This is a genomic window from Lentzea sp. NPDC055074, from assembly GCF_053608005.1.
This window is the reverse complement of sequence record NZ_JBSGUQ010000008.1, coordinates 154,225-179,857: the sequence shown is the minus strand read 5'-3', so window position 1 is coordinate 179,857 and position 25,633 is coordinate 154,225. Positions and strand designations below refer to the sequence as shown.

At 69.6% G+C, this 25,633-nt stretch carries 27 protein-coding genes and 1 tRNA gene; 11 read left to right on the top strand and 17 right to left on the bottom strand.

Annotation, left to right across the window (positions count from 1 at the left end):
• Nucleotides 1-9: 9 nt before the first annotated feature.
• The 3 genes from ACWF7A_RS20515 to ACWF7A_RS20505 are packed head-to-tail and all read right to left on the bottom strand — an operon-like array spanning nt 10 to nt 1,374.
• Complete coding sequence (locus tag ACWF7A_RS20515) at nt 10-414, bottom strand: hypothetical protein (protein ID WP_452252045.1); 405 nt, start codon at nt 412-414, stop codon at nt 10-12.
• On the bottom strand, nt 398-727 hold the full coding sequence (locus tag ACWF7A_RS20510) for a barstar family protein (RefSeq protein WP_452252044.1): 330 nt from the start codon (nt 725-727) through the stop codon (nt 398-400). The genes ACWF7A_RS20515 and ACWF7A_RS20510 overlap by 17 nt, the downstream gene beginning before the upstream one ends.
• Nucleotides 724-1,374 carry a TetR/AcrR family transcriptional regulator gene (locus ACWF7A_RS20505; protein WP_452252043.1) on the bottom strand — a complete coding sequence of 217 codons (651 nt, stop codon included), beginning with the start codon at nt 1,372-1,374 and terminating at the stop codon, nt 724-726. Before ACWF7A_RS20505 ends, ACWF7A_RS20510 begins: the two co-directional genes overlap by 4 nt.
• A gap of 98 nt (nt 1,375-1,472) precedes the next feature.
• Between ACWF7A_RS20505 and ACWF7A_RS20500 the strand changes: the two genes are divergently transcribed.
• Complete coding sequence (locus ACWF7A_RS20500) at nt 1,473-2,963, top strand: flavin-containing monooxygenase (protein WP_452252042.1); 1,491 nt, start codon at nt 1,473-1,475, stop codon at nt 2,961-2,963.
• A gap of 1 nt (nt 2,964) precedes the next feature.
• Here the strand turns inward: ACWF7A_RS20500 and ACWF7A_RS20495 are convergent, their stop codons facing one another.
• The gene (locus ACWF7A_RS20495; protein WP_452252041.1) at nt 2,965-3,318 is read right to left on the bottom strand and encodes a VOC family protein; all 354 of its coding nucleotides are present in this window, start codon (nt 3,316-3,318) and stop codon (nt 2,965-2,967) included.
• A gap of 108 nt (nt 3,319-3,426) precedes the next feature.
• On the opposite strand from ACWF7A_RS20495, the gene ACWF7A_RS20490 reads away from it, so the two are divergent.
• From ACWF7A_RS20490 to ACWF7A_RS20475, 4 genes are all read left to right on the top strand, one after another.
• Nucleotides 3,427-4,278 carry a helix-turn-helix domain-containing protein gene (locus ACWF7A_RS20490; protein ID WP_452252040.1) on the top strand — a complete coding sequence of 284 codons (852 nt, stop codon included), beginning with the start codon at nt 3,427-3,429 and terminating at the stop codon, nt 4,276-4,278.
• A gap of 132 nt (nt 4,279-4,410) precedes the next feature.
• Nucleotides 4,411-6,678 (top strand): M4 family metallopeptidase, encoded by a 2,268-nt coding sequence (locus ACWF7A_RS20485; RefSeq protein ID WP_452252039.1) that lies wholly within the window; start codon nt 4,411-4,413, stop codon nt 6,676-6,678.
• A gap of 36 nt (nt 6,679-6,714) precedes the next feature.
• Entirely contained in the window at nt 6,715-7,326 is a 612-nt protein-coding gene (locus ACWF7A_RS20480) for a lysoplasmalogenase (RefSeq protein ID WP_452252038.1), read from the top strand.
• A 77-nt stretch (nt 7,327-7,403) separates the two neighbouring features.
• Nucleotides 7,404-7,477, top strand: a tRNA-Lys gene (locus ACWF7A_RS20475).
• A 120-nt stretch (nt 7,478-7,597) separates the two neighbouring features.
• On the opposite strand, the gene ACWF7A_RS20470 is transcribed toward ACWF7A_RS20475, so the two are convergent.
• The 4 genes from ACWF7A_RS20470 to ACWF7A_RS20455 form a co-directional block, all read right to left on the bottom strand.
• Nucleotides 7,598-7,978 carry a hypothetical protein gene (locus ACWF7A_RS20470; RefSeq protein WP_452252037.1) on the bottom strand — a complete coding sequence of 127 codons (381 nt, stop codon included), beginning with the start codon at nt 7,976-7,978 and terminating at the stop codon, nt 7,598-7,600.
• Between the two features lie 16 nt (nt 7,979-7,994).
• The gene (locus ACWF7A_RS20465) at nt 7,995-8,522 is read right to left on the bottom strand and encodes a hypothetical protein (protein WP_452252036.1); all 528 of its coding nucleotides are present in this window, start codon (nt 8,520-8,522) and stop codon (nt 7,995-7,997) included.
• 122 nt (nt 8,523-8,644) lie between these two features.
• Complete coding sequence (locus ACWF7A_RS20460) at nt 8,645-8,935, bottom strand: hypothetical protein (protein ID WP_452252035.1); 291 nt, start codon at nt 8,933-8,935, stop codon at nt 8,645-8,647.
• Nucleotides 8,925-9,245: a hypothetical protein gene (locus ACWF7A_RS20455; RefSeq protein WP_452252034.1), complete on the bottom strand. Its 321-nt coding sequence runs from the start codon at nt 9,243-9,245 to the stop codon at nt 8,925-8,927. The genes ACWF7A_RS20460 and ACWF7A_RS20455 overlap by 11 nt, the downstream gene beginning before the upstream one ends.
• A gap of 175 nt (nt 9,246-9,420) precedes the next feature.
• Between ACWF7A_RS20455 and ACWF7A_RS20450 the strand changes: the two genes are divergently transcribed.
• On the top strand, nt 9,421-10,776 hold the full coding sequence (locus ACWF7A_RS20450; protein ID WP_452252033.1) for a hypothetical protein: 1,356 nt from the start codon (nt 9,421-9,423) through the stop codon (nt 10,774-10,776).
• Nucleotides 10,777-10,852: 76 nt separating this feature from the next.
• Here the strand turns inward: ACWF7A_RS20450 and ACWF7A_RS20445 are convergent, their stop codons facing one another.
• From ACWF7A_RS20445 to ACWF7A_RS20410, 8 genes are all read right to left on the bottom strand, one after another.
• On the bottom strand, nt 10,853-12,448 hold the full coding sequence (locus ACWF7A_RS20445; protein WP_452252032.1) for a glycoside hydrolase family 64 protein: 1,596 nt from the start codon (nt 12,446-12,448) through the stop codon (nt 10,853-10,855).
• Nucleotides 12,449-12,692: 244 nt separating this feature from the next.
• Nucleotides 12,693-14,054: a KamA family radical SAM protein gene (locus ACWF7A_RS20440; protein ID WP_452252031.1), complete on the bottom strand. Its 1,362-nt coding sequence runs from the start codon at nt 14,052-14,054 to the stop codon at nt 12,693-12,695.
• On the bottom strand, nt 14,051-14,668 hold the full coding sequence (locus tag ACWF7A_RS20435) for an SET domain-containing protein-lysine N-methyltransferase (protein ID WP_452252030.1): 618 nt from the start codon (nt 14,666-14,668) through the stop codon (nt 14,051-14,053). Before ACWF7A_RS20435 ends, ACWF7A_RS20440 begins: the two co-directional genes overlap by 4 nt.
• Nucleotides 14,668-15,921 carry a preATP grasp domain-containing protein gene (locus ACWF7A_RS20430; RefSeq protein WP_452252029.1) on the bottom strand — a complete coding sequence of 418 codons (1,254 nt, stop codon included), beginning with the start codon at nt 15,919-15,921 and terminating at the stop codon, nt 14,668-14,670. Before ACWF7A_RS20430 ends, ACWF7A_RS20435 begins: the two co-directional genes overlap by 1 nt.
• Nucleotides 15,914-16,648, bottom strand: coding sequence for a class I SAM-dependent methyltransferase (locus ACWF7A_RS20425; RefSeq protein ID WP_452252028.1), 735 nt, complete (start codon nt 16,646-16,648; stop codon nt 15,914-15,916). Before ACWF7A_RS20425 ends, ACWF7A_RS20430 begins: the two co-directional genes overlap by 8 nt.
• Entirely contained in the window at nt 16,645-17,481 is an 837-nt protein-coding gene (locus tag ACWF7A_RS20420; protein ID WP_452252027.1) for an alpha/beta fold hydrolase, read from the bottom strand. The genes ACWF7A_RS20425 and ACWF7A_RS20420 overlap by 4 nt, the downstream gene beginning before the upstream one ends.
• Nucleotides 17,478-18,725, bottom strand: a complete 1,248-nt coding sequence (locus ACWF7A_RS20415) for an MFS transporter (protein WP_452252026.1) — start codon at nt 18,723-18,725, stop codon at nt 17,478-17,480. Before ACWF7A_RS20415 ends, ACWF7A_RS20420 begins: the two co-directional genes overlap by 4 nt.
• Nucleotides 18,722-20,380 (bottom strand): hypothetical protein, encoded by a 1,659-nt coding sequence (locus tag ACWF7A_RS20410; RefSeq protein ID WP_452252025.1) that lies wholly within the window; start codon nt 20,378-20,380, stop codon nt 18,722-18,724. Before ACWF7A_RS20410 ends, ACWF7A_RS20415 begins: the two co-directional genes overlap by 4 nt.
• A 451-nt stretch (nt 20,381-20,831) precedes the next feature.
• Here ACWF7A_RS20410 and ACWF7A_RS20405 point away from each other — a divergent pair, with 451 nt between their 5' ends.
• Entirely contained in the window at nt 20,832-21,878 is a 1,047-nt protein-coding gene (locus ACWF7A_RS20405) for an ATP-grasp domain-containing protein (RefSeq protein WP_452252024.1), read from the top strand.
• A complete protein-coding gene (locus tag ACWF7A_RS20400; protein WP_452252023.1) occupies nt 21,875-22,924 on the top strand; it encodes a peptidogalycan biosysnthesis protein in 1,050 nt (349 codons plus the stop codon). The genes ACWF7A_RS20405 and ACWF7A_RS20400 overlap by 4 nt, the downstream gene beginning before the upstream one ends.
• 58 nt (nt 22,925-22,982) lie before the next feature.
• Here ACWF7A_RS20400 and ACWF7A_RS20395 read toward each other — a convergent pair whose 3' ends face one another.
• Nucleotides 22,983-23,636, bottom strand: a complete 654-nt coding sequence (locus ACWF7A_RS20395; RefSeq protein ID WP_452252022.1) for a fasciclin domain-containing protein — start codon at nt 23,634-23,636, stop codon at nt 22,983-22,985.
• Nucleotides 23,637-23,833: 197 nt separating this feature from the next.
• On the opposite strand from ACWF7A_RS20395, the gene ACWF7A_RS20390 reads away from it, so the two are divergent.
• Genes ACWF7A_RS20390 through ACWF7A_RS20380 form a run of 3 tightly spaced genes read left to right on the top strand, consistent with a single transcriptional unit; the run spans nt 23,834 to nt 25,549 of the window.
• Nucleotides 23,834-24,433, top strand: a complete 600-nt coding sequence (locus tag ACWF7A_RS20390; RefSeq protein WP_452252021.1) for a sigma-70 family RNA polymerase sigma factor — start codon at nt 23,834-23,836, stop codon at nt 24,431-24,433.
• Nucleotides 24,430-25,155 (top strand): anti-sigma factor, encoded by a 726-nt coding sequence (locus tag ACWF7A_RS20385; RefSeq protein ID WP_452252020.1) that lies wholly within the window; start codon nt 24,430-24,432, stop codon nt 25,153-25,155. Before ACWF7A_RS20390 ends, ACWF7A_RS20385 begins: the two co-directional genes overlap by 4 nt.
• 43 nt (nt 25,156-25,198) lie before the next feature.
• On the top strand, nt 25,199-25,549 hold the full coding sequence (locus tag ACWF7A_RS20380; protein ID WP_452252019.1) for a VOC family protein: 351 nt from the start codon (nt 25,199-25,201) through the stop codon (nt 25,547-25,549).
• Nucleotides 25,550-25,633 lie beyond the last annotated feature (84 nt).

Genomic DNA, 25,633 nt, shown 5'->3' with positions numbered 1-25,633 from the left:
CGGCGACCGTCACGCGTCTCGGCCGCGCAACCGATCGAGCGCCCGGTCTCGGACCTGGTCCCAGTCGTGCGTGGTCAGCCGCCGCAGAGCTGACGACGGCGTGTTCCGGTGGCCTGCGACGAGCAAGGCCACCGCCTGGCTGCCGTCGTGCGAAAGCCGGTCGAGCAGATCGGACGGACACGAGTTCTTCATCGCGACGCGGTGCCGGACGCGCCAGTCTCGGTTCCCGCAGAGCTCCCCGAGGATCTCCTCGGGAAGAGTCCGGTTCGAGGCGACCGCGAACGCCAGATCTTCGTGTCCACCGAGGACGGACCGCCAGACCTCGACCGGCGCCTCGTCGAACGACGCGCGACGACGTTCGGCGGTGTCCTCGCTCTCGACGAGTGCCCGGAAGAGCTCAACCGAGTCGATCATCGGCCACTCCCGGCACCCCTTCTCGTTCGAAGCGAACGACGAACCTCCTGTCCGGAGGCTTGCCCTCGTCGCCGGCCATCACGTCGGTCAGGAGCCTCTCGATCCTGCCGAAGAGAACGCTGCCCAGATTGCTCCGGCTGATCTCGGAGCGGGTCCAGACGAGCTCGACCGGGCGCTCGACGTCCACGGTGAGCCGATCCCAGAGGGCATCGAGATTCCTGCCGTAGTACGGCCCGAAGTCGAGCGGACCCGAGAGCGCGTCGTGAAGATCGCTCTCGGTTCCGATCAACGCCCCGTCGATGACGACCTTCACGACTCACCTCCCCCGTGGCGCGGCTCGGCCGCGATCCCGTCGTACATCACCCGCCGCACCGCCTCGCTCTGCGCGGCCTGGGCCTCCGGCGTGCGCAGGGACGAGATCGCGGTGCCGAGGATCATCCCGTTGATCGCCCTGGCCGTGTTGTCGACGTCGAGGTCGGCGCGCAGGTACCCCAGCGCGACGCCGTGCGAGAGGTACGCGGACGTGAGGGCCGCGGCCAGGTCGAACAGGTCGAGGATCCGCTCGGCCATGGCGCGGTCGATGCCGGGCGCCTCGAAGAGCAGCAGACGCGGCACTCGCGGGTCCTCGCCGAAGATGCGGGCGAGCGACTCGCCGATGCGCGCGGACTGCTCGCGGTACTCGGCGAGGGTCGACACCGCGTCCGGCGCGTTCTCCGCCGTGAGGGCCCCGGTGATGCGGCCCACCAGGTCGTCCACGACGTGGTCGACGATGTCCCGCTTGTTCTGGAAGTAGCGGTAGAACGTGCCGTGCCCGATGCCGAGCCGCGTGGCGACGTCGGCGATGCCGGTGGCGTGGTAGCCGCGTTCGGCGAAGCAGTCGAAGGCCGCGTCGATGATCTCGCGGCGCAGTTCCTGCTTCTTGCGCTCGGCGCGGCTGACGGGTTCGGCACTGGACGTCATGGGCCGAGTCTATGACCTGCGGAGTCTTGCGATCATCAGCGGAACTGACATACGGTTCCGGAACTGACATGCGATTCCGTTCGAGTGCGGAGGCCTGGATGCGGTACGACGCGGTGATCGTCGGAGCGGGGTTCGGGGGCATGGGCGCGGCGATCGAGCTCCAGCGGCTCGGGCTGCGCGACCTGCTGATCCTCGAGCGGGAGGACGACCTCGGCGGCACCTGGCACGTGAACCGCTATCCGGGGCTCGCCGTCGACATCCCGTCCTCGACCTACTCGTACTCGTTCGAACCGAACCCGCACTGGTCACGGCTGTTCGCGCCGGGTGCGGAGCTCAAGCGGTACGCCGAGCACGTGGCCGTGAAGTACGGGCTGCGGCCGTTGATGCGCTTCGGCGTGACGGTGGACGGTGCTCGCTGGCGGGGTGACCACTGGGAGGTGTCCGCCGGCGAGGAGACCTTCACCGCGCGGTATCTCGTGACCGCTACCGGGTTCCTGTCGATGCCGAAGACTCCGGACATCGAGGGCATCGGGTCGTTCCGGGGCAAGGTGGTGCACACCGCCGCCTGGGAGCCCGTCGACCTGGCCGGGCAGCGGGTGGCGATCATCGGCACGGGCGCCACCGCCGTGCAGCTGATCCCCGAGCTCGCACGGGACGCCGCCGCGCTGACCGTCTTCCAGCGCACGCCGATCTGGGTCAGCCCGAAGCCCGACCACCCGGTTCCGCCGGTGATGCGGAGCGTGTTCGCGCGGCTGCCGTTCGTGCAACGGATCGTGCGCTGGGTGGGCAGTTCGGTCCTCGAGCTGATGATGATCTCCGGAGTGGTGCGCTACAAGCAGTTGCGGGTGGTGAACCGGCTGGCCGAACGGTGGTGCCGGCTGCACCTGCGCCGGCAGGTCCGCGATCCCGGGCTGCGGCGCGCGCTCACGCCGGACTACTCGTTCGGCTGCAAGCGGCCGACGTTCTCCAACGACTACTTCCGCACGTTCACGCGGCCGCACGTGAGGCTGGAGACCTCGGCGATCGAACGGGTCGACGAGGGCGGGATCGTCACGGCCTCCGGCCGCACCGAGGTCGACGTGCTCGTGCTGGCGACAGGATTCAACCTGTGGAACACCAACTTCCCCGCGTTCGAGGTGATCGGGCGGGACGGCAAGGACCTCGGTGCGTGGTGGCGCGAGAACCGCTTCCAGGCCTACGAAGGCGTGACGGTGCCGGGGTTTCCGAACTACCTGTCGCTCAACAGTCCTTACTCCTACAGCGGGTTGTCGTACTTCACGACGATCGAGTGCCAGATGACGCACATGCGGCGGCTCTTCACGGCGATGCGCTCGCGTGGGTCGTCGGTGTTCGAGGTGACGCAACGGGCGAACGACGAGTTCCTCGAACGGATGCGGTCCAAGGTCGTGCGGAACTCGGTGTTCTCGCTCGGCCAGTGCGCCACCGCGCACAGCTACTACTTCAACCAGCACGGTGAGGCCACGCTGCTGCGGCCGACCTCGACGGTCAGCGCGCACCGTGCCGCGGGCCGCTTTCCGTTGTCGGACTACGACTTCTCGCCCGCGCTCGCGACGGCACGGCTGACCTGAGTCACTCCGACAGGCAGAGCAGGTGCCCCTGCGGGTCGGCCAGGACGGTCCACTGTCCCTCGCCGGGCTGGAAGTCAGGTGTGGTGGCACCGAGCTCGAGCAGTCGCTCGACCGCGAGCGCGACGTCCTCGACGCGGAAGTCGAGGTGCGCCTGCTTGTCCGCTCCGGGCCACGCGGGCGGCCGGTAGCCGGGCACGCGGACGAGTGCGAGCTGGACGCCGTCCTCGCCCAGGTAGGCGGAGTCGTCGTCGCTGGAGGTGATCTTCCAGCCGGTCACGGCGCGGTAGAACTCGGCGAGCGGGCCGGGATCGGCGCAGTCGAGGACGATCGTGGTGAGCTGGGCCAGAGCGGGCATGGTCGGTTCCTTCCGGGTTGGTGCGCCCAGCCTGCTTCGCGACCCCCTTTCCGGTCTTGAACATCCTTGCGGCGAAAAAGTGTCGGACCCCGTCTCTAGCCTGGGGTGGTGCTCTCCTTCAACGCTCTCGCGGCCCGCCCGGAGTTCACCGTGTCCGCGGTGGACTGCTCGGACGACCGCCGCGGCTGGTCGGCCGAGCAGCCGCGCCCGGACGTGTGCCTGGTGCTCGTGCGCGGCGGTGGGTTCCGCCGCCGCGTCCGGGGCGTGTGCACCGATCTCGACCGCACGGTCGGCTATCTCGGGCTACCTGGGGAGGAAGAGCACTTCTCCCATCCCGCCGGCGGCGACGTGTGCACGTCGATCAGCCTGCGGCCCGAGCTGTGGCGTTCGCTGGCGGGCGACGCGCCGCGGCTCGCCGGACCGTCGCTCTACGTGGACGGCAGGCTCGACCTCGCCCATCGCCGGCTGCTCCGCGCCGCGCGGGAGGACGGGGCGGAGGAGCTGGTGGGCCTGGTGGCGCAGGCCGTCCGGCAGGTCGTCACCACACCGGTGCCGTCCGGCGGTGGCGACGAGGCTTTGGTGGCGAGGGCGCGGAGTGCGATCGGTGACGACGATCCGGCGGCTTCGGGACTGATCCCGCTGGCCGAGTCGCTCGGCGTCTCGCCGTACCGGTTGAGCCGCGCGTTCACCCGAGCGCTGGGGGTGTCGCTGACCCGCTACCGCAACGGTGTCCGGGTGTCCCGTGCGCTGGATCGCTTGCAGGAGGGCGAACCCAGCCTCGCCATGCTCGCCGCCGACCTCGGGTTCGCCGACCAGGCGCACCTGTGCCGGACGGTGCGCGAACACCTCGGACACACGCCAACCGCCCTGCGCAGACTTCTCGGGGCAAATCGAACATCGAGCCAGACAAAGGAATGTTCGGCAGCAAGTCCTACAAATGCGCACGAATTGTTGGTGTGAATAAGTTAGTACTTGTTAACGGTCGGCCGGGAACTCATTCTTTCCCTGCTCCGCCACCACATTCACCTCGACGAACACCCGGCTCCCCCTGCAACGAGGGCCGGGTCCGTTCGCCCTGCAACGAGGAGAAAAATGCAAGCGAGACGCACACTCGTGCTGGCCGCGGCAGGTTCACTGGTCGCAGCCGTCCTCACCCAGACCGGCGCGCAGACCGCCGCCGCCCAGCCAGGTCCGACCGCGGAGGCGCTGGCCGTCGACGCGGCCGCGAGCCTCGTCGCGAACCGCCCGGCACAGCTGCACGCCGGGTCGAACGACGCGTTCGTGCGGCACGGCGTCATCTCGTCGACGAACGGCCTGAAGTACGTCCCGTACGACCGGACGTACAAGGGAATTCCGGTCGTGGGCGGTGACTTCGTCGTCGTCACGAACTCGACCGGCCAGGTCCTGCAGACCTCCGTCAGCCAGAACACCACGATCGACCTCGCGAGCACCACGGCCTCCGTCACCAAGGCGCAGGCCGAGACCACCGCGAGGACCACGATGTCCACTGTGGACGGCGTCGGCACCGCGGAACAGGTCGTGTACGCGCTCGACTCCGCGCCGGCGCTCGCGTGGAAGGTCACGGTCACCGGCCGCGACGCCGAGGGCCCGAGCAAGCTCGACGTGGTCGTCGACGCCACCAGCGGCAAGGTCCTGCGCAAGCAGGAACGCGTCATGCACGGCACCGGCACCAGCGGCTGGAACGGCCCCGTCACCATCGCCACCACGCACTCCGGCTCGAACTACTCGCTCAAGGACCCGACGCTGACCAACGTCAGCTGCCAGGACGCGGCGAACAACACCACGTTCACCAAGACCACCGACACGTGGGGCAACGGCACCCAGACCAACCGCGAGACCGGCTGCGTGGACGTCCTGTTCGCCGCGCAGACCGAGGCGAAGATGCTCTCGCAGTGGCTGGGCCGCAACGGTTTCGACGGCAACGGCGGCGGCTGGCCGATGCGTGTCGGCCTGAACGACCAGAACGCCTACTACGACGGCAGCCAGGTCCAGATCGGCAAGAACTCCGCCGGCCAGTGGATCGGGTCGATCGACGTCGTCGCGCACGAGCTCGGCCACGGCATCGACGACCACACGCCCGGCGGCATCTCCGGCGCGGGCACGCAGGAGTTCGTCGCGGACGTCTTCGGCGCCACCACCGAGTGGTACGCGAACGAGGCGTCGCCCTACGACACCCCGGACTTCCTCGTCGGCGAGACGATCAACCTCGTCGGCCGCGGCCCGATCCGCAACATGTACAACCCGTCCGCGCTGAACCACGCGAACTGCTACTCGAGCTCCATCCCGAACACCGAGGTCCACGCGGCCGCAGGCCCCGGCAACCACTGGTTCTACCTGCTCTCCCAGGGCACGAACCCGACCAACGGCCAGCCGGCGAGCACCACGTGCAACAACACGTCGATCACGGGCCTCGGCGTCGAGAAGGCCATCAAGATCTTCTACAACGCCATGCTGCTCAAGACCTCCAGCAGCTCGTACCTGAAGTACCGCACCTGGACGCTGACGGCGGCGAAGAACCTCTACCCCGGCAGCTGCGCGGAGTTCAACACCGTCAAGGCGGCCTGGGACGCGATCAGCGTGCCCGCCCAGTCGGCCGACCCGACGTGCAGCGCCACCGGCACGGTGACGGTCAGCAGCCCCGGCAACCAGTCGAGCACCCTCGGCACCGCGGTGAGCCTGCCGCTGTCCGCGAGCGGCGGCACCGCGCCGTACAGCTGGTCCGCCACCGGCCTGCCCGCGGGCCTGTCGATCAACTCCGGCACCGGCACCATCTCCGGCACCCCGACCACCGCGGCCACCTCGAACGTCACGGTCACCGCGACGGACAGCGCCTCCAAGAGCGGCACCGCGTCGTTCAGCTGGACCGTCGGCACCACCGGTGGCAACTGCTCCGGCCAGAAGCTCGCCAACCAGGGCTTCGAGTCCGGCACCGCCTCCTGGACCGCGAGCTCGGGCGTCATCGGCCAGCACAGCGCGGACGGCCAGCCCGCCCGCACCGGCACCTGGTCGTCGTGGCTGAACGGCTACGGCTCCTCGCACACCGACTCGCTGTCCCAGTCGGTGACGATCCCCGCCGGCTGCAAGGCGTCGCTCAGCTTCTACGTCCACATCGACACCAAGGAGACCGGCAGCACGGTCTACGACAAGCTGACCGTCGCCGCGGGCGCCACCACCCTCGCCACGCTCTCGAACACGAACGCGGCTTCGGGCTACGTGCTCAAGACGTTCGACGTCTCCTCGTTCGCGGGCGAGACGGTGACCATCAAGTTCACCGGCGTCGAGGACGCCTCGCTGCAGACGTCGTTCGTGATCGACGACACGGCGGTGACCTTGAGCTGACCGCCTTACCCTGAGCGCCTCGACGAAGAGGTGCTCATGAAGAAGCAGGCATACGCGGTCGCCGCGATCGTGGACTCGATCGCGGCGACCGTGCGCGGCGCCAAACCCGTGCGCCCCATCACGAAGACCGCGCTCATGCCCGCCCTGGCCGTGGCCAGCCCACCCCAGGACCTGGGCATGGCGACGGGCCTGGCCGGCTCGTGGCTCGGCGACGTCGCCCTGCTGGGCGACACGGACAAGGCGTTCCGAACAGGACTCTTCAGCTTCCTGGTCGCCCACCTCGGCTACACCGCGGCCCTCGCCCGCCGCTCGGCTCCGGGCTCCCGGCGCCTGGTGGTCCCGATCGTCGCGGCCTCGGCGGCGGGCGCGGTCGCGTTCGGCAAGGCAGCGGGCCCGATGGGCAAGCCGGTCGGCCTCTACGCCCTGACGCTGGGCACCATGGTCGCCGCCGCCTCGACGGCCCGCGGCCCCGGCGCACGGCGAGTTCTCGGTGGCGCGGCCCTGTTCGCGCTCTCGGACGCCCTGCTCGGAGCCAGCCGTTTCGTCCTCGACGGACGCGCGGCACGAGTCGCCTCAGCAGGCGTGATGCCGACCTACGCGGCGGCCCAGTGGCTCCTGCACACGGGGTTCAAGACGTCGAACGGGTGACCCCCGCGAAAACCCGTTGGAACCCCTGTGCTAACGTTCTCCACGTCGGAACGAGCAAGGCTCCGGCACACAAACAAGCGCCGCTAGCTCAGTTGGTTAGAGCAGCTGACTCTTAATCAGCGGGTCCGGGGTTCGAGTCCCTGGCGGCGTACTCCAGAGAAGCAGGCAGAGATTCGTCTCTGCCTGCTTCTCTGCTTTTCGGGTGCTCATCCGAATTCTCCCTTCCGTGGTTCTGGATCATGGTTTGCGAGCCCGAGACATGCCCTGGAAGTCAGGCGAACCGCTCGGTGTGGTGGGCCCAGGCGGCGGTCTCGTTGTAGGTCGTGCGACTGGCGAGGCAGCCGTGAAAGATGCCGACGAGCCGGTTGGCGACGTGCCGCAAGGCGGCGTCGTGCGGCACGTCATGGGCACACCGGCGGTCGTAGTAGGCACGTGCGGCGGGCGAGATGCTCAGCGCGCTTGACGCATGAGCGAGTCGACCAGTCCGGTTGTTGCGCACGTACCGGCAGTTCACGGTGGTCTTGCGGCCAGAGACGATCGTGATCGGGCTGGTACCGGCGTCGTTCTTGCGGGCTTTCGGGCTGGCATGGCGGGTGCGGTCGTCGCCGAGTGCCCTGGCGCTCGGGACGAGAGCGGAGTTGCGGTACTCCACCTGTCTCCCTTCCGAACTAGCGCGTCGGCTCCACGACGCTGGCACAGCTGAGTGCTTTGCCGTCCTTGAACACGAAAGTCACGTGCAGGTCGGTGTCCGGGTTCTCACCAAGCCCCAGCATCACTTCCAGATTCACGTTCGGCTCCTCCGGATTCTCGAAGCACTGATGCGGCTCCCCCACGTCCAGGCCCTCGGGCACACGAGGCAGAGCAGCCTTCTCGTGACGAAGGACCCACCCCAGCTTGGGGAACTCCTCGCGGAAGTACGCGAGGAGCGCATCGTCCTTCGACGTGGAAGTCAGCTGCCTGCCCACCCGACCGGAACCGTCTTCGTCGTCACAGGGCTTGGTCGCGTAGACCGGACTCCCCTTCGTCTCGGGCGGCAACGACTCCAGCACCGGACTCACCTTCAGCCTCGTCACAACGGCATCAGCAGCGGAACCGCATTCCGGTGCGGTGAAGGCCGAGGTGCATCCGGCCAGACCAGACGTTGTCGCCAGCAGCGCCAGGCCCAGCGCGAACCACCGAAACGCAACCCTCATCAAGTCCTCAATCGTCCCGATCTCAGAAGTCCGTTGCACGAACCCAGCGAGTAGCCCTACGAGGCTCCCCGTACCAGCGCGCGTTGAGGCCGACAGCGCGTCCACAGATGTTCTTGTACTCATCCTTAGTCATTGGCGCTACCACCTTCCACGGGGTCGACCGACAGGGATCGGGCGAGCAGCGGACTGTACGAGCGGGCTCCCATCTGGACGATGGACAACGCGCCGGCGTGCTCGTACAACCGCTGGTGCTCGCCTGGCCATCCGTTGTCCATCTGGCCTGGCATGTTGTCCGGAACGCCACCCGGATCAACCGCGCCATCGGACTTGACCGGCTCGCCGAACGGCGTGCAGGTCCGGAGTGCACCGACCTGCTCGCCGTCCGCGCCCGTGGTCAACGCCAGATCACCGCGCACGGTCGGACGGATGGTCCAGCGTGAACGTGGTCGACTTCCACGTGTAGATCACACCTCCTGGCAAGCTGATGCTGTAGGAGACGTCCGCCGCGTCCGCACCGGTGACCCGCGCCGCGATGTTGCGGTCCGCGCCGTCCCACGACAGATGCGTCGTCGCACCGCTGGTCGTGCACTGCGTGGTGTTGCCGTTGTTGTCATAGCGGACATCGCTGACCACAGAAGCACCTACGGTGCTCAGCAGCCTCTCCGCGGCGTCGTAGCAGTAGCCGGTCTCGGCGACGCCCGAAGAGGTTTCGTCAAGCAGGCGCACCCGGTTCGTGTTGAGACCTGCGTTGGCTTGATCAGCGGGTCCGGGTTCGAGTCGCTGGCGGCGTGCTCCAGAGAAGCAGGCAGGGATTCGTCTCTTCCTGCTTCTCTGCTTTTCGGGTGCTCATGAAGCTCCGGGCGCCGTCCTCATCCCTGAAACCTCGCAAAACGTGAGACAGTTGAGGTCTTCACGCGCCTCGGTTCACGCCCGCGAGCGCGCTTCACCGGAGCGGACGCCGCCTCATCCAGGCGCGTTTCACCGCTGCCGGGACGATTCGCACCACTCCACGCCCAGGACCGGGCCCAGCACCACCCCCACGAGGGAGAACTCCATCACCACTTCCGCGCTCACGCCGGCCCTGGCCGCACCCCGCACCCTCACCGACGTCTACGGCCCCGACGTCGCCGTCTGCGCCCGCCCCGCCCAAGAACCGGCCGTGCCGTCGAGCAGACACCGCACCACCCGCGACGTCCTGTCCGCCCGTCCTCTCGCCGTCGCCGCCGACACCCCGGTCATCACCAGCGCGGGCGGCACCGAACGCAACCTCCTGGCCGCCCTCCGCGACGGCGGCCTGCCCGTCTGCACCGACCCGCGCGAGTTCCGCACCGAGGCCGAGTTCGCCACCCGCGTCGCCGAAGCCCTCAGTGACGGGCTGCGTCTCTCGATGGAGTACCCGCAGCCCGCCGACCTGCGTCTGGACGAGCGGTCCGTGAAGAGCGCCGAACTCGTCGGGTATCTCAACAACAAGGCCAGCATCAGCACCTTCGTGGACCCCCGTTTCCAGGCCCGCCGCCAGATTCTCGGCATCGACGAGCTCGCCCTGGCCACCCCCGTCCAGAAGTCGTGGGTCCTCAAAGCCGCCACCAACGCCGCCCACGGCGCGAGCCTCGACGTCTATCTGCACCGAGCCGGGGATCCGGTCGCTCTGCCCGCGTTCACCGACGTCCTCACCGAGGTCGTCGTCGAGGAGTACCTGCACATCCACCGCAACTGGGGCATCCAGCTCTACGTCGCCCCCGACGGCAGGGCCCGCCTGCTCGCCGTGACCGACCAGCGGATCGACGCCGACGGCGTCTACACCGGCGGTCGCTTCGGGCTCGTCGAGCCGCTTCCCGCCGACCTGCTCACCGAATGTCTCGCGATCGCCCAGCGTGCCGCCGACGTCGGCTACCGCGGCGTGTGCAGCCTCGACTGCGCCCAGACCCACGACGGCAGGCTCGTCATGCTCGACCTCAACTTCCGCATCACCAGCGGGTCCATCCCCCTGCTGGCGCTGCAGACCATCCGTCCCGACGCCCTCGACCGCCCGTCGGAGTCGATGAAGGTCACCACCGCCGCACCCGTCGGCGCGCTGCTCGCCGCACTGCGGCCCGCGCTCCTGCGCGGAGGCCTGCTCATCACCGGTGGCCACGACACCCGCCACACCGACGACCCGGTCAACCAGACCACACTGCACCTGCTCGTCTTCGGCGACGACCCCGACGAGGTCACCACCCGCCGCACCGCGCTCGAAGCGATGTACAACCGCCGCTGACACACCGACCCTCGCACAGGAACGGAGAAGCAGGTGGAGACGGATCTCCACCTGCTTCTCCGGCTTGCTCGGGACGTCAGCCGCGGTGCCACTTCTGGTTGGCGCCGCCGACGCAGTCCCACATGTGCAGGACGGCGTCGTTGTTCGGGTTCCACTCCGCGATGTCCACGCACTTGTTCGCCTGCGGGTTCACCAGGTCACCGGAGCCGTTCAGCACGAACTGCTGCGCCGCGTTGCCGGAGCAGGTCGCGAGCTGCACGGCGGCACCGTTGGCCGTCGAGCCCCACGCCACGTCCACGCACTTGTTGTTCTCGGTGCGCAGGGTGCCGCCGACGAACTCGAACTTCTGGTTCGTGCCACCCGTGCAGTTCCACACGATGAGGCGCTGGCCGTCGGCGAAGTTCCAGTTCGGCACGTCGATGCACTTGCCGTGCCAGTCGCTGACGATGCTGCTGAAGTTGCCCGCGGGCGGCGGGGTGGAGCCGCCGCTGAACGGGGTGAGGATGATGCCGGCGGAGCGCGGGTCGCCGTCGTGCACCAGGGACTCCTGGGCCTGCACGTCGTCGAACGCGAAGCCGTAGGCCTTGCCGTCCACCATGTTCTGGTGCACCAGCCGCGAGTAGTGGTTGGTGATCGCGCCCTGGTAGAAGTCGGCGGGGCCGCCTCCCGGCTGGACGTCGATGCGGCCGAGCGTGGAACGGTGCAGCGCGGCGCACAGGGTGCGGGCGATCGGGCCGACCACCTGGTCGTTGGGTGCGTGCAGCGCGCCGTCGCAGCCCCACACGTTCGACGTGGACGGCTTCGCGAACGACGCCACCTGCTGGCCGGAGGTGTTCGTGAAGTTCATGTTGTTGCCGGACGTGCGGCCGAAGTACTTCACGTCCGGACGGTCACCGAACGGCTGCACGGTCAGCGTCTTGCCGGTGTACGCGTTCCAGGCCTGGCTGATGTAGGAGTCCAGGTAGTTGCGGTCGAAGTTGCCGACGTCGGCGGCCTTGCCCGGCGCGAGCACGCGCAGGACGGTGCCGTCCGAGCGGGACATGATCGACCCGCCCCAGCCGGACTGGTTGCGGATGCCGTTGATGACCGCGTCGCGCCCACCGGACTTGAGTTCGCCGGTCTTCTTCGTGGCACCGCTCGCGCCCGTCACGGTGACCGCGTGCGGAACGGCGAACATGTCGACCTGCGAGCTGTTGAGCCACAGGCCGGCGTCGTTGTAGGTGAACTCGCTCCAGTCGAACAGGATGCCGCTGTTCGGGTCGCCGCCCGCCCACGGTGCCGGTTGCACCAGGCCGTCGGGGGTCAGGAAGAACTTGAGCTTCTCGCCGAACGACATGTAGACGCGGCCGGAGATGAACCGGGGCACCCGCAGCGAGGCGGTACCGCCGGGACCGGGGCCGGCGATCGACACGTCCGGTGCGGGCGTGGGCGGGTTGCCGCCCGGCGACCACGGCGTGAAGGTGCCGCCCTGGTTGACGTACCCGAGGCGGCCGTTGCGGATGTCCGTGCCCAGGACGTACAGGTGCACGGCCTCGGACCGGCCACTGTTGTTGGTGACGTTGAGCGGCAGCAGGTCGGGGCCGATCGCCTGTGCCGGCGGCAGCGCGAGAGCCGTCGACGCGGTCACCGCCAGGGCGGCGAGCGCGCTCCACCACTTCGTTCGAGTGCGCATGTGACTCCTTGTGCAGGGGTGCTCCGCGACCAGGCCTCCGACCGGCTTCAGGGCAGTCGGCGGCCTCCGATCGAGAAGTGGTCCAGACCGGTTATGAGAGCGCTTCCATGGTTGTTCTCAGGTGCGCACCCTGTCAATACCGGACCTGCACAAAACAAAGCAGGCCGAGACGAGTCCCGGCCCGCTTTCCCCTCTTTCGTCCACAATGGATCCGGGCGGAAACCGGACCGATCGGGCCCGAACGTCAGCGCCTCGCGGCCCACCACCGCCGGCCCGCCTCGGGAAGCGAGGAAATCGGGTCGTAGTAGGGGAAGTGCTGGTCCTGGTCGGGCGACTCGGTGTCGAGCAGCGTCCGGTAGTTCTTGGTCCAGCTGGAGATGCCGCGCTCCCGGTCGTACGCGACGGCCTGGTCGACCCACCGCTTCCCCACGTACGGCACGTCGCACACGATCCGCGGCGTCGCGTAACCGGGCAGGTACCCCATGATCGCGTGCTGCAGGTCCTGCGCCTCCGCCACCGACACCCGCCAGTGCTCGGCGGCGGGGATCATGTCGCACATGTAGAAGTAGTACGGCAGGATGCCCGCCTCGCCCTGCAACGCGAAGCAGAGGTCCAGCAGGTCCTCGGCCGTGGCGTTGACGCCGCGCATCAGCACGCCCTGGTTGCGCACGTCGCGCACACCGGCGTCGAGCAACGCCCTGGTCGCCTCGGCCACCAGCGGCGTCACCGACCGCACGTGGTTGACGTGGGTGTGGACCGCGAGGTTGACGCCCCGGCGGGCGGCGGTCCGGGCGACCTTGGCCATGCCCTCGACGACGGCCGGCTGCAACCAGTGCTGAGGCAGGCCGGCCAACGCCTTCGAGGCCAGCCGGATGTCGCGCACCGAGGAGATCGCCAGCAGCCGCATCAGGAACGCCTCCAGCTGGCGCCACGGCACGTTCGCCACGTCACCGCCGGAGACCACGACGTCGCGGACGCCGGGAGTGCGTTGCAGGTACTCGAGCATGGCGTCCTGGCGGTCGACCGGCTTGAGCAGCAGGCGCTGCTTGTCCACCTGCGGGGTCGAGGTGCCGACGAGGTCCATGCGGGTGCAGTGCCCGCAGTACTGCGGACAGGTCGACACCAGCTCGGCGAGGACCTTGGTCGGATAGCGGTGCGTCAGGCCTTCGACGACCCACATCTCCGCCTCGTGCAGCGAGTCGCGGCTCGAGTGCGGGTGCGACGGCCACACCGGGTCGCGGTCGGAGGCGACCGGGAGCATGTAGCGGCGGATCGGGTCGGCCAGGAACGCCTCCGTGAAGCCGGAGGACGCGGACGGCGCCATCGTGTTGAGCATCTGCGGTGGCAACAGCATCGACATGGTCGCGAACTTCGCCTGGTCCTCGGCGAGGTCGTCGTAGAACGCCTCGGACAGCAGGCCACCGACCAGCGAATGCAGCTGCCGGGCGTTCTTCACGCAATGCGCGCGTTGCCACTGGGGATCACGCCACTGTTCTTCCGTGACGTCGGCCCAGCCCGGGAAACGGCGCCAGTCGGGCTCCACCAGTTCCCTGCGCACGTAGTCGTAGGGCTGCTCCAGAGCACCCCGCACCGCCGCCGTCGTCACACCGACACCCCCAGGAACCCCGGCCGGACCACAGAATCACCCGCACCATCCACACTGGACAGTCCGGTCAGGACGGACCGGTAGGCCGCGCTGTGCGTCGACAGCAGACGGCCCAGCGGTTGCGGCACCGACCGGACGGCGGGCAGCACCGCCTCGATCCGCGCCGCCCACGACGCGCGCACGGCGGGGTCGGCGAAGTCCACCGTGCCGACCTCGCCGCGGCACCAGGGCGAGCCGCAGACGCAGTCCATGGACCACGACTCCGGATCACCGTTGAACGTGCCGTAGTCGCACGTCACCTCGGCGCCCGCCGGGATGTCCACGACCGCGACACCGAAGTCCAGGCCGAAGTCCAGCACCGACGGCGTGCACGAGTGGTTCATCAGGTAGGCGCCCGCGCACGGCACCAGCATCCGCGAGTCGGAGAGCAGGTGACCCCAGGTGTCGAGGCGGTCGACGACGTCCGGCGGCAGCAGACCGAGCTGGTCCGGCGTGTAGGTCGGGCACTGCGGACAGGGGAACCACACCACGGTGCCCGCCGGAACGGGGGCGGTGGCCCGGAGACCGAGGCCGTGCGTGGTGCCCCCGTCCGGCGCGACGGAACCGAGCAGCATCAGGTCAGGTCCAGCACGTCGACCAGGCGCTTCTCCAGCGTCGCGACCTCGTCGTGGTCGCGGCCCAGCACCAGGAACCGCCACTTGCGGTCCAGCCGCCGGGTGTCCGCGGTGAGGATCACGCCGACGCCGTCCGCGTAGGCGATGCCCGCCTCCCGCAACGCTTCCGCGGCCTCGGTGAAGGACAGGTCGCTCTGCCCGACGCGGCCGTCCGCGAGCCAGGTGACCTGCTCGTCGCCGTGCAGGCGGCGGATCAGGAACTCCAGGTACGTCGTGCCCGTGCGGCGGACGTTCGTCTCCGTCACGTACAGCTCGTCGCCCGCGGTGATCGCGTCCAGGTCGAACGGTCCCCGGTACCCGGCGTCGTGCAGCTTCCGGCCCCACGTGAGGCCGTGCTCGCCGAGTGCGTCCAGATGCGCGCCCCACTCGCGGGGCGGCGTGAGCTGGCCGCTGAAGCTGCCGTTCGGGGTGATCATCTGGCCGGTGTGCACCAGCTCCGGACCGTCGGCGTGTGACCACATCTCGACCGTCAGGATCGACTGGACCTGCATGAACTCCTCGACCAGCCACCCGTCGGGCTGCGCGGTGAGTCCCGCGAGGTGGGCGTCGAGCGCGGCCTTGGCGTCCTGGTCCGCTTCGAGGAACAGCAGGGCGAAGCCGTTGGAGCTGCGGTTCAGCTTGACGACCGCGCCCTTGCCCCGGCTCTGCAGGTCGGCCACGGCGGCGTCGAGGGACGCGCGGTCCGGGCAGAACGTGCCGGGGACGACCGGGATGCCGAGCTCGACGGCCAGGTCGCGGAAGCCCGACTTGGTGTTGAGCCGGTACGCGGTCTCGACGGCGGTCTCGGTGACCTCGTCGTAGCCCTCGAGCGGCACACCCAGCTCCGCGAAGAGCTCCAGCGTGGGCCGGTCGAACGCGAACGGCAGCACCCGCACGCCGGGCCGTGCCGCCAGAGCGTCGCGCAACCGGTCGACGAGGCCGAGCTCGCGGATCCGGGTCGCGAGCGGCCGCAACGGCCCCGAGTCGACCGTGATCACCTCGACGTCACCGACCTCGATGCCCAGCAGTTCGTGGGCGTACTCCCAGAACCCGGCGGGCGGCTCCGACGGCAGCACCATCAGGTCGCCGGGCTCGGCGAGCCATATCTTGCGCGGCGCGACCTCGACCAGCGCGCGGGCGTGGCGCTCGTCGGGCACCGCCACCATCAGCTCGTTGACGAAGTTGCCGAAGATGCAGCGAGGCTGGTCAGCCATCCTGGCGCTCCCCTGTCTTCGTCGCCCCGAACACGGCGTGGCCCGCACGCGCCCAGTAGACGTCCACGTCGGCGAAGCCGATCTCGTGCAGCCAGTCGAGCTGGTCGCGCAGCGGGGACGGCTTGTCGAGGTCGTCCGGGTACTGCAGCCAGCTCCACTCGTTCTCGTGGAACGCCTTGTAGGGCTCGTCGCCGAGACCGGAGGCGAGCGCGTTGTCGCGCACCCACTCGTCCCACTCGCGGCGGGCCAGCTCGGTCGCGCGGGCACCGACCGGTTCGATCAGGTCGGCGATCACGAACGCGCCACCGGGCGCCAGCATGCTGTGCACGTCGGTGTAGAGCTGCTTCTTCTGCGGGCCGTCGAGGTGGTGGATCGCGAGCGACGACACCACCGCCGCCGGGGCCTCGGCACGGGCGCGCCAGTCCGCGGCCGGGAGGTCGAACTCCTCGGCGGTGAACCGGTCGCCGTAGGCCGACAGGACCTCGCGGGACTCGGCGAGCATCGCCGCGCTGGCGTCGAGACCGACGACGCGGGCCCGCTCGTGGTCGGCCAGCAGCCGGCCGCACAGCGCGCCGGGGCCGCTGCACAGGTCGAGCACCAGCCCGGAGCCGACCGGGCCGATCATCGTGCTGATCAGTTCCTGTTGTTTCTCGCGCTCGGGAACGAAGAAGTCCGCGAATCGGATGAACGACGCGGAGTCCGCCTCGCTCCACACGCCGGTGGTCATACCTGTTCAGCCCTCTCGCCGATTGCGTCCAGGAACCCGTCGAGCGCGGCACCGATGGCCGGCACCGCCTCGACGTGGCACATGTGTCCCGCGCCGGGCAGGACGGCCGACGGCACGCCCAGCTCGGCCAGGTGGGTGGGGCCGGCCCAGGCGTCGAGAACGCCCGCGACGGCCAGTGCGGGCACGCCCGCGGCGGCGACGTCGGCCGCCACCGTGTCCAGCTTCGGGAAGACGTGGTCGTTGAAGTACCGCAACGCGTCGAGGTTCGCGGGCTGCGCGGCGATCCGCTCGCACCAGCGACGCGTCTCGCCGGTCAGCGGGCCGAGCCACAACGGGGCGACGTCGGCGATGTGGCGGCCCAGGTCGGCTTCGTCCGGGTAGACGTCGCCCTGGGCGGCCAACGCGGCGAGCGCCCGCGCGCAGTCCGGTTCGTGCGCACGGGTGGTGTGCAGCGCGTCCGCCTCGGCTTCCGCGCGCTCACCTCCGTACGCGGGAGTCGCGAGCAGCACGAGCGCACGCACCAGGTCGGGCCTGCGCGCGGCGGCACGGGCCACGACCACGCCTCCGTGCGAGTGCCCGAGCAGCACGGGCGGCTCGGCACGGCCGCTGAGCCACGTGATCAGGTCGTCGGCGTACTCGTCGGGCGAGTAGGCGTCCGGGTTCGCCGGGCGGGCGGTGCCGCCGGTGCCGCGCGGGTGCAGGATCGTGACCCGGTACCGGTCGGCGAGGTCGAGCAGCGTGTCCACGTACGCGGGGTCCATGCCGGGCCCGCCGGGGTGCACGACGAGGTCCGGGCCCGTGCCCCGCACCGTCGTCGCGAGCGCCGGGCTCACCGGCCGGCTCGCGGGATGAGCACGGCCGCCATCACGGCACCGACCGCGGCGCAGACCGCGGCGACCCAGAACGCCGCCGCGACGGACTGGCTCGCCAGCACACCGCCGAGTGCCGTGCCGATCGGGAAGCCGATGAGGTTGACGCTGATCGACACCGTCATGACCCGGCCGAGCCACTGCGGTTCGGTGCGGCGCTGGCGCAGCGACAGCACGCCGACGTTGAGCCCGCCCTCGACCAGCCCGAACAACGCCATGCCGACGCCGAGGGTGATCACCGACGCGATCGCGTTGATCGGCAGCACGGCGGCGGACGCGATCAGCGTGACGATGATGGTCATCCGCTCGGCGCTCGCGTGCACGACCTTGCCCGCGACCAGGGCGCCGACCGCGCCGCAGACACCCGTGATGCTCCAGATCAGACCGGCCCACTGCTCGGTCGCGCCGTCGCCGGGGATCCGCTGCGCCACAGCGACCGGCACGGCGACCACGAGGATGCCGAACGCGATCTGGTAGGTCGAGTAGGCGGCCGCCAGCCCGCGCAGGGTGGCGTTGCGCATCAGGTAGACGATGCCGTCCCACGCCTCGCGCACCAGGTGCTTGCGCGGCTCGCGTTCGGGCTCGGTGAACGGGCCGCGCACCGCGAGCAGGCTGAGCGCCGCCAGCACGAAGATCACCGCGACGACCGCGAGTGCGGGGTCGGCGCCGACGAGCGCGATCAGGGCACCCGCCGCCAACGGGCCGGTGACCTCGATGGCGGAGTAGGTGCTGAGGTCGAGCGCGTTCGCCTTGGCGTAGGCGTGCGGCGGCACGATCATCGGGAACAGCGTGCGCACCCCGCCCGCGCTGAGCGGGCTGGTCAGCGAGAACACACCCAGCGCGCCGAGCAGCAGCGGCGCGGTCAGCCAGTCGCCGACCGACGCCACCACGATCAGTCCGATGAGGACACCGCTGACGAGCATGTCGAGGATGACGGCCCGGCGCGCGCCGACCCGGTCGAGCAGGGCACCGGCCACCGGGCTGACGAGGAATCCGGGCAGGGTCAGGAAGAACCCGCTCAGACCGGCCAGCACCGGTGAGTCGAAGCGGACGAGCACCGACAGCACGACGGTGAACAGCGTCATCTCCGACGCCAGCCGCGACAGCGACGCCGACAGCAGCAGCGGCGCCACGTTGCGGGTGGTCAGGACCTGCCAGTACCCGATCTGGGTCGGCTGGTCCCCGGTGTCCTGGGTGGTCTGGGTCATCGTGCTGCGGCCTCCGCGGGTTCCCGGTACGGGAACGCGGCCTGCCACCCGCGGTCCTCGTACCACGCCTTGTCGAACCCGCGGATCGGCCCGACAGGGATGTCACCGGTGTCGAGGCACTCGGCGAGGGCACGCCAGAAGGCGTCGACCAGCGAGGTGTGACGCACGGCGTCGGTCAGTTCACCCAGAGTGTAGGGCGGGCCCTGCATGCGAACGAGGCGAATGTCGTAACAGCCCCGGAAGCCGTGACCGAAGACGGTGAACGGCTCGCGCCACACCTGCGCACCGGGTGCGCGGATCGTGTAGCGGACCGCGGAGGCGACGTGGCCGCCGTGGATGTGGTCGGCGTGCTCGGCGATGTCGGGGATCTGCGGCGGGAAGAAGTAGTGCCGGTTCTCCGGGATGTCCGCGCGGTCGAACTCGCCCGGGATGAAGTGCCAGCGGTTGTACTGCATGCGTTGCGCCGACCGCCAGAGGATCGGCACGTCCTCGTCGCCGACGTGCGCCATCCGCGTCGGGTGCGGCAGGCAGCAGCAGAAGAAGTCGGCCTTGCGCAGGGCCAGCACACCCTCGGGGCCGCCGGCCTCGGCGCCGCGCAACGACGCGAGGTCGCGCACCGAGCTGCTCATGCCGTAGTCGGAGTCGGTGACCCGCACGGCCGACGAGACGATGGTGGCCAGCAGTTCGCCGAGCACGCCGATGTCGTCTCCGGGCGGGTTCTCCGCGTCCCGCCCGGCCGCCGCACGGGTCATCGCGCGCAGGTCGGCGCGGACGTCGCCGGTGGCGGTGAGGTCGAGGCGTTCGCGCCCGAAGTCCGCGATGAGACCGGGCATCTCCGCGGGGTCGCGGGGCAGCGGGAAGTCGGCGAGGTTCTCGCTCTTGGCCAGCGTCATGCCGCTGATCCGGCGGTACCGCATGTGGTCGGTCCGGTCGGCCTCCGGCATCAGCTCGCGGATGCGGCCGGCGAGCTCGAGCAACGGCAGACCGTGCAGGTCGACCGGGTCGCGGCCGAGCGCGTGGCAGTACGCAGCGTAACGATTGGTGAGGAACTCACGCAGGTTGACCGCACTGAGTTGCTTTCCGTTGTACTCCTCGAAGCGGACCGAGCGGCCGCTGAGGAAGAGGCAGTGCGCGGCGACGACGAACAGGCAGTCGCTTTCCCGCCACTGTTCACGCGGGGTTCGGCGAAGCTTCCCCACCAGGTCATCACGGGTGAGCGTGTTCGATCCCGCATCGGATTTGGAGAAAACATCGCGTCCGATGAAGATGTAAATACTTTCAACCCGCTCGACGATGTCCTGGATGACCGCGAGTCGTTTGTCGAGCTCGCCCGACTTCTCCCACCGATCCAGCAGTTCGTGTATACCACGCATTTCCGCGCGTTCGCGCACTGCGATGGCGGCAGTTTCCTCGTCGACCATTTCAATGACCGAACGCGGCACGTCCAGCCAGCCGATCGTACGTTCGTCCGACTGCTCCGGCGCGGTGCCGGGCGCCCAGAACGACACCCCCGACAGGGGTGCGGTCGTGATCTTGACGATCACCCGCGAAGGGCCCTGAGCTGCAGGATAGGTGTCGTGCGCGGTCACATCGGGGTGCCCGAGCGCGTGCTGGGTCAGCAACGCCTCCCACGCCGTGAGGCGCTGGAGCGCCAACCGGAAGGAGATCCTGCCCGCAGCCGTGAATTCGGCCAATAAAAGGGAAGAAGTGTCCGAAAGTTCAGACTCGACAAATTGCATGCCCACCCCCGCCGGCGCAACTTTCGTATGCAACCTTTACCGCCCCAGATTCCCCCGACGTCTTCGGACTATACGCATGATCGACCAGCGCCCTGCAAGGCCTCATCCGAGCTTCACCCGGACGGCGCAACCACTCCGAATCGGCCATGACGAAGTGTGTCGTGGTTATGATGCCGATGAATGGCAGGGGAGATTCGGGGGATAACAGATGACAATATTGTCCCCGACTGACCGGGTGCTCTGTTTGGAGTGGGGAGCTGGTCCAGTCGGCGCAATGCGGGAGCTGGGGGTCGCGGTCACGTGTGTGGCGACCGCGGGTGATCCCGGGGTGCCGGGCGAACTGCCTGCGAACGTGCAAGTGATACCGGTGCGTGACCACAGTCGTGTGGAGGACGTGCTGGCCGGGCTGGCGTCCACCGGGCTGACCCCCTCCGACTTCACCGCCGTGGGCACCGACGACGAGTTCTCCGTGGTGTCCGCCGCCGTGCTGGCCGCGCTGGGCGGCGCCCGCGGGGTGCCGGTGCCGGTCGCGCTGGCCCTGCGGGACAAGCCGGAGCAGAAGCGGCTCGTCCGCGCGGCCGGTCTGCCGACGGCGCGCTGCGCCCTGGCCGGGTCGCTGGCCGAGGCCAAGGGCGTCGGGATCGAACCGCCGCTGGTGATCAAGCCGCCCGCCGGTGCCGGCACGCAGCGCACGTGGGCCGTGCGGACCGCCGACGACCTGGCGGCGATGCCGGACGAGGCCGGGCCGTGGCTGGTCGAGGAGTTCGTGCCCGGCGAGGAGCTGCACGTCGACGGCGCGGTCCGCGACGGCGTGCTCGTGGTCGCCGTGGTCAGCAGGTACCTGCACAACGTGATCGGCGTGCGCGACGGCGACCTGGTCGCCTCGACCACCGTGGACGATCCGGACCTCGTCGGGCGCACGACCGAACTGACCTCCGCCGCGCTCGCGGCACTCGGTCACCGCGACGGCGTTTTCCACCTGGAAGCGTTCCACGACAACGGTTCGCTGGTCTTCGGCGAGTGCGCCGGGCGCATCGGCGGCGGTATGGTCGCGGAGACGGTGCTGGCCAAGTCCGGTGTCGACCTCTACGCCGAACTGGCCGCCGCGGTGCTCGGCGTGCCCTCCCCCGCCGTCGTGTCCACGACTTCCGGCGTGCTGGGCTGGGCGAACCTGCCGGTGCCCGCGGGCCGGATCACCCGGTTGCCCTCGGAGGCCGAGATCGCCGCCCGTCCCGGTGTCGCCGCGGCCCAGGTCTGGAAGCGCGCGGGTGACGTGGTGAGCGATCCGAGCGGTGGCTCGCACCTGCTCGCGGCCAAGATCATGGTCCGCGCCGACTCGGAGGAGGACGCGCGACGGGCCCTCGTCGACACCGCGGCCTGGTTCACGGGCGCGGCCCAGGTCGTGCCCGAATGATCACCCGGCTGTCCCTGGCCGAGGCCGCCGCCTCCCCCGCGTGGGCCTCGTTGTGCGGCCCGGCCGACCTGTTCTGCACCCCGGCGTGGCTGGAGGTCGAACGGGCCGGCGTCGGCCCGTGGGTGCCACGCGAGGCCGCCTGCCTGACGTGGTCGGACGAGGACGGTGTCGCGGCGGGCACGACGCTGCAGGTGTTCGACGGCTCGGTCACGGACGACACCGTGCGGCTCGACCTGATGCTGCCCGCGCCCGTGCCGCTGGACCGCGCCCTGTTGTGCGGCACGTGGTTCAACTCGTCGGTGCTGCACGACCCCGTCCGCGCTCCGGCGCACGCACGACTGGAGGTCGCCGAGGCGGCGGTGGGGTTCGGTGCGGCGCAGGGAGTCGACGCCGTGTACTTCCCGTACGTCGACGCCGCGGACACGGACCTGCGAAAAGCATTGGCGGAGCTGGGTTTCCTGGAGTTCCCCGCGCCGGACCGGCACGTGTTCCCGACGCACTACGCCGACTACGACGAGTTCCTCGGCACCCTGCGCTCGCATCGGCGCACGCGACTGCGCAAGGAACTGTCCGTGGTGGCGTCGGCGAACCTCACGACCGCCGCGACCGTGGTCGACGACTCGAACGTCGAACAGCTCTCGCTGCTGGCACACCTGCTGGAGCGCAAGTACGAGCAGGAGTCGACGCTCGACGAGATGACGGGGTGGTTCGCGGAGATCGCCCGCCGGATCGAGGTCGTGGCGTTCACCGCGGCCCCCGAGGGCGAGGACCCGTTCGGGATGAGCCTGTGGCTGCGGCACCACGACCTGCTGTACGGGTTCCACGCCGGGTTCGACTACTCGCGTGCCGGCGGGCTGCCGCTGTACACCCTGGTCGGGTACCACCTGCCGATCCAGTACGGGTGCGCCGATCCCGGTCTGTCCGCGCTGGAGTACGGGATCAGCTCGGACGACGCCAAGCGGCTGCGGGGAACCACGGCGCTGCCGCAGGTGCTGGCGGTGCGGGGGATGACGGACTCGGTCTCGTCGGCGCTGGCCGCTCTGTAGTCCACAAAGGACGAAGCCGGGACGCTCACGTGAGCGTCCCGGCTTCGTGTGCCTGAGATCAGGCAGGCATCAGCACCGAGTCGATGAGGTACACGGTGGCGTTGGCGGTCTTCACGCCACCACAGATGACGTTGGCGTCGTTGACCTTGATCGCGTTGCCCGAACCGGTGACCTTCACGGTGCCGGTCTGCACGGTCTTCTGGTCACCGGCGATCTTGTCGGGCGTGATCTGGCCGGGGACGACGTGGTACGTGAGGATCTTGGTCAGCAGCGCGTCGTCGGTCTTGAGCGTCTCGATCGTCGCCGCGTCGATCTTCGCGAACGCCGAGTCGACCGGCGCGAAGACCGTGAACTCGGCACCGTTGAGCGTCGAGACCAGGTTGACCTTCGGGTTCAGCTTGCCCGACACGGCGCTGACCAGCGTCGTCAGCAGCGGGTTGTTGCTCGCGGCCACAGCGACCGGGTCAGCGGCCATGCCGGACACGGAACCCGCGCCGGACGGGACCTGCTTCGCGTAGTCGGCACAACCAGGGCCGACCAGGTTCGCGGCCGGGTCCGCCATCGCCGCGGAGGACGACGCGGCGGTCGAGGTCGGAGCAGCGGTCGACGAGGAGCCGGTGCTGGCCGTGTCAGACGAACCGCACGCCGCGCCGAACAGGGCGAGCGAGACGGCGCCGACGGCCAGGACGGTGTTGCGGACGGTCTGCTTCATGACAGGACATCTCCAAGGGGTGTTCGAGCAGTTGCTGACCGTGATTCGCCGCCCCTCGGGGACCGGATGGGTGTGGTTATGGATCCGTTACCAAACCCGCCCGCCCCACGCCTGGATGTGACTGCACATTCAGGACCGATCCATGAGCGCTCCTGCTGCGAACAACAGAGGACAACGCTTGATGGAGAGGACCTCGGATGCCTGAGCGTGAGCGGGCGCTGCAAAGCCTGCAGAGCACTCCTCGGGACGTCGGCCCGACAGCCGACGATCTGCTCGCGCTCGTCGCACGAGGGGACGAGGCCGCGTTCGAACGGCTCTACGACGTCGTGTCCGGCTCGGTGTTCGGGCTGATCAGGCGCGTCGTGCGGGACCAGGCGCAGTCGGAGGAGGTGTTCCAGGAGGTGATGCTCGAGGTGTGGCGGACCGCGACGAGGTTCGACCCCGAGCGGGGCAGTGCCACCACCTGGATCCTCACGCTGACGCACCGCCGCGCGGTCGACCGGGTCCGCTCCGCCCAGGCCGCCACGCACCGCGAGGACCGCGCGGCCCGCCTCGACCCGGCGAGGCCCTTCGACGAGGTGAGCGAGCAGGTCGACGGCCGGCTCGAACAACGCCAGGTGCGCCGGTGCCTGAGCTTCCTGACCGAACTGCAGCGCGAGTCCGTGCTGCTGGCCTACTACCAGGGCTACTCGTATCCGGAGGTCGCGAGCCTGCTGGGCATCCCGCTCGGCACGGTCAAGACCCGGATGCGCGACGGCCTGATCCGACTGCGGGACTGCATGGGGGTGACCGGATGAGGACCACATCCGCTGATCTGCACACGCTCACCGGCGCCTACGCCGTGAACGCGTTGTCGGAGATCGAACGCACGGCCTTCGAGGCGCATCTGACCCGGTGCCAGAGCTGCGCGATCGAGGTCACCGAACTGGCCGCGACGGCCGCACGGCTGGGTGTCGCGGTGGAGTCACCGCCACCGCCGCAGCTCCGTGCCCGCGTGCTCGCCGCCGCGGCAGAGACCCGGCAGATGTCGCCTCACGCCGACCGCGTGCCGGACCCGAGGCGCAAGCGCTGGGCGGGAGCGCTGCTCGCGGCCGCCTGCCTCGTCGCCGCGGTGTTCGTGACGGTCCAGTACGCGGGGACGTCGGACCAGGACCGGCAGCTGGCACAGCTCTCCAGCGAGTACAGCCGGTTCTCCGACTTCCTGTCCACACCGGACGCGAGGCTCGTCAACGGCAAGGCGCCCAACGGGGCCACCGGTACCGCCGTCGTGTCGGCGAGCCGCGACGAGGCCCTGTTCCTCGCCAAGGACCTGCCGGACCCCGGTACCGGGAAGACCTACCAGCTCTGGACGATCGGTGCCGACAAGGTCCCGCACTCGGCCGGACTGCTCGCCTCGCGGACGGCGCCCGTGTTCGTCAGCGGGCTGACCGGTGTGCAGGAGGTCGCGCTGACCGTGGAGCCGTCGGGTGGCTCGACCGAACCGACCACGCCACCGGTGATGGCGATGCCGCTCGCGTGAACCAGGGCGTTGGTTGTCCTGGACGCGTGTCAGCATCCCACGCATGATCGGACGTTGGCACGGCCTGGTGATCGACTGCGTTGATCCGCGGAGTCTCGCGGAGTTCTACGAACAGCTGCTCGGCATGGTCCGGGTGCAGGACGACGAGAAGTTCGTCGTCATCGGTGACGCCCCGGACCGGCCCGGCGTCGCGTTCGCGCGCGTCGAAGGCTGGATACCGCCGAACTGGCCGGACGAAACCGCCCAGATGCATTTCGACGTGCGTGTGGACGATCTCTCGTCGGCGGGCGAGAAGGTGCTGGCACTGGGTGCGCGCAGGCTCGAAGGTGGTGGCGAGCGGTTCCACGTCTACGCGGATCCCGCCGGCCACCCCTTCTGCCTGGTGAGCTGGTGAGCTGGTGGCACGACTCGGAACGTCGGCGAGGTGATCCACGCTCAGCAGGGCACCTCGCCGCGCCGCCCCCACGCCCCCGTACAA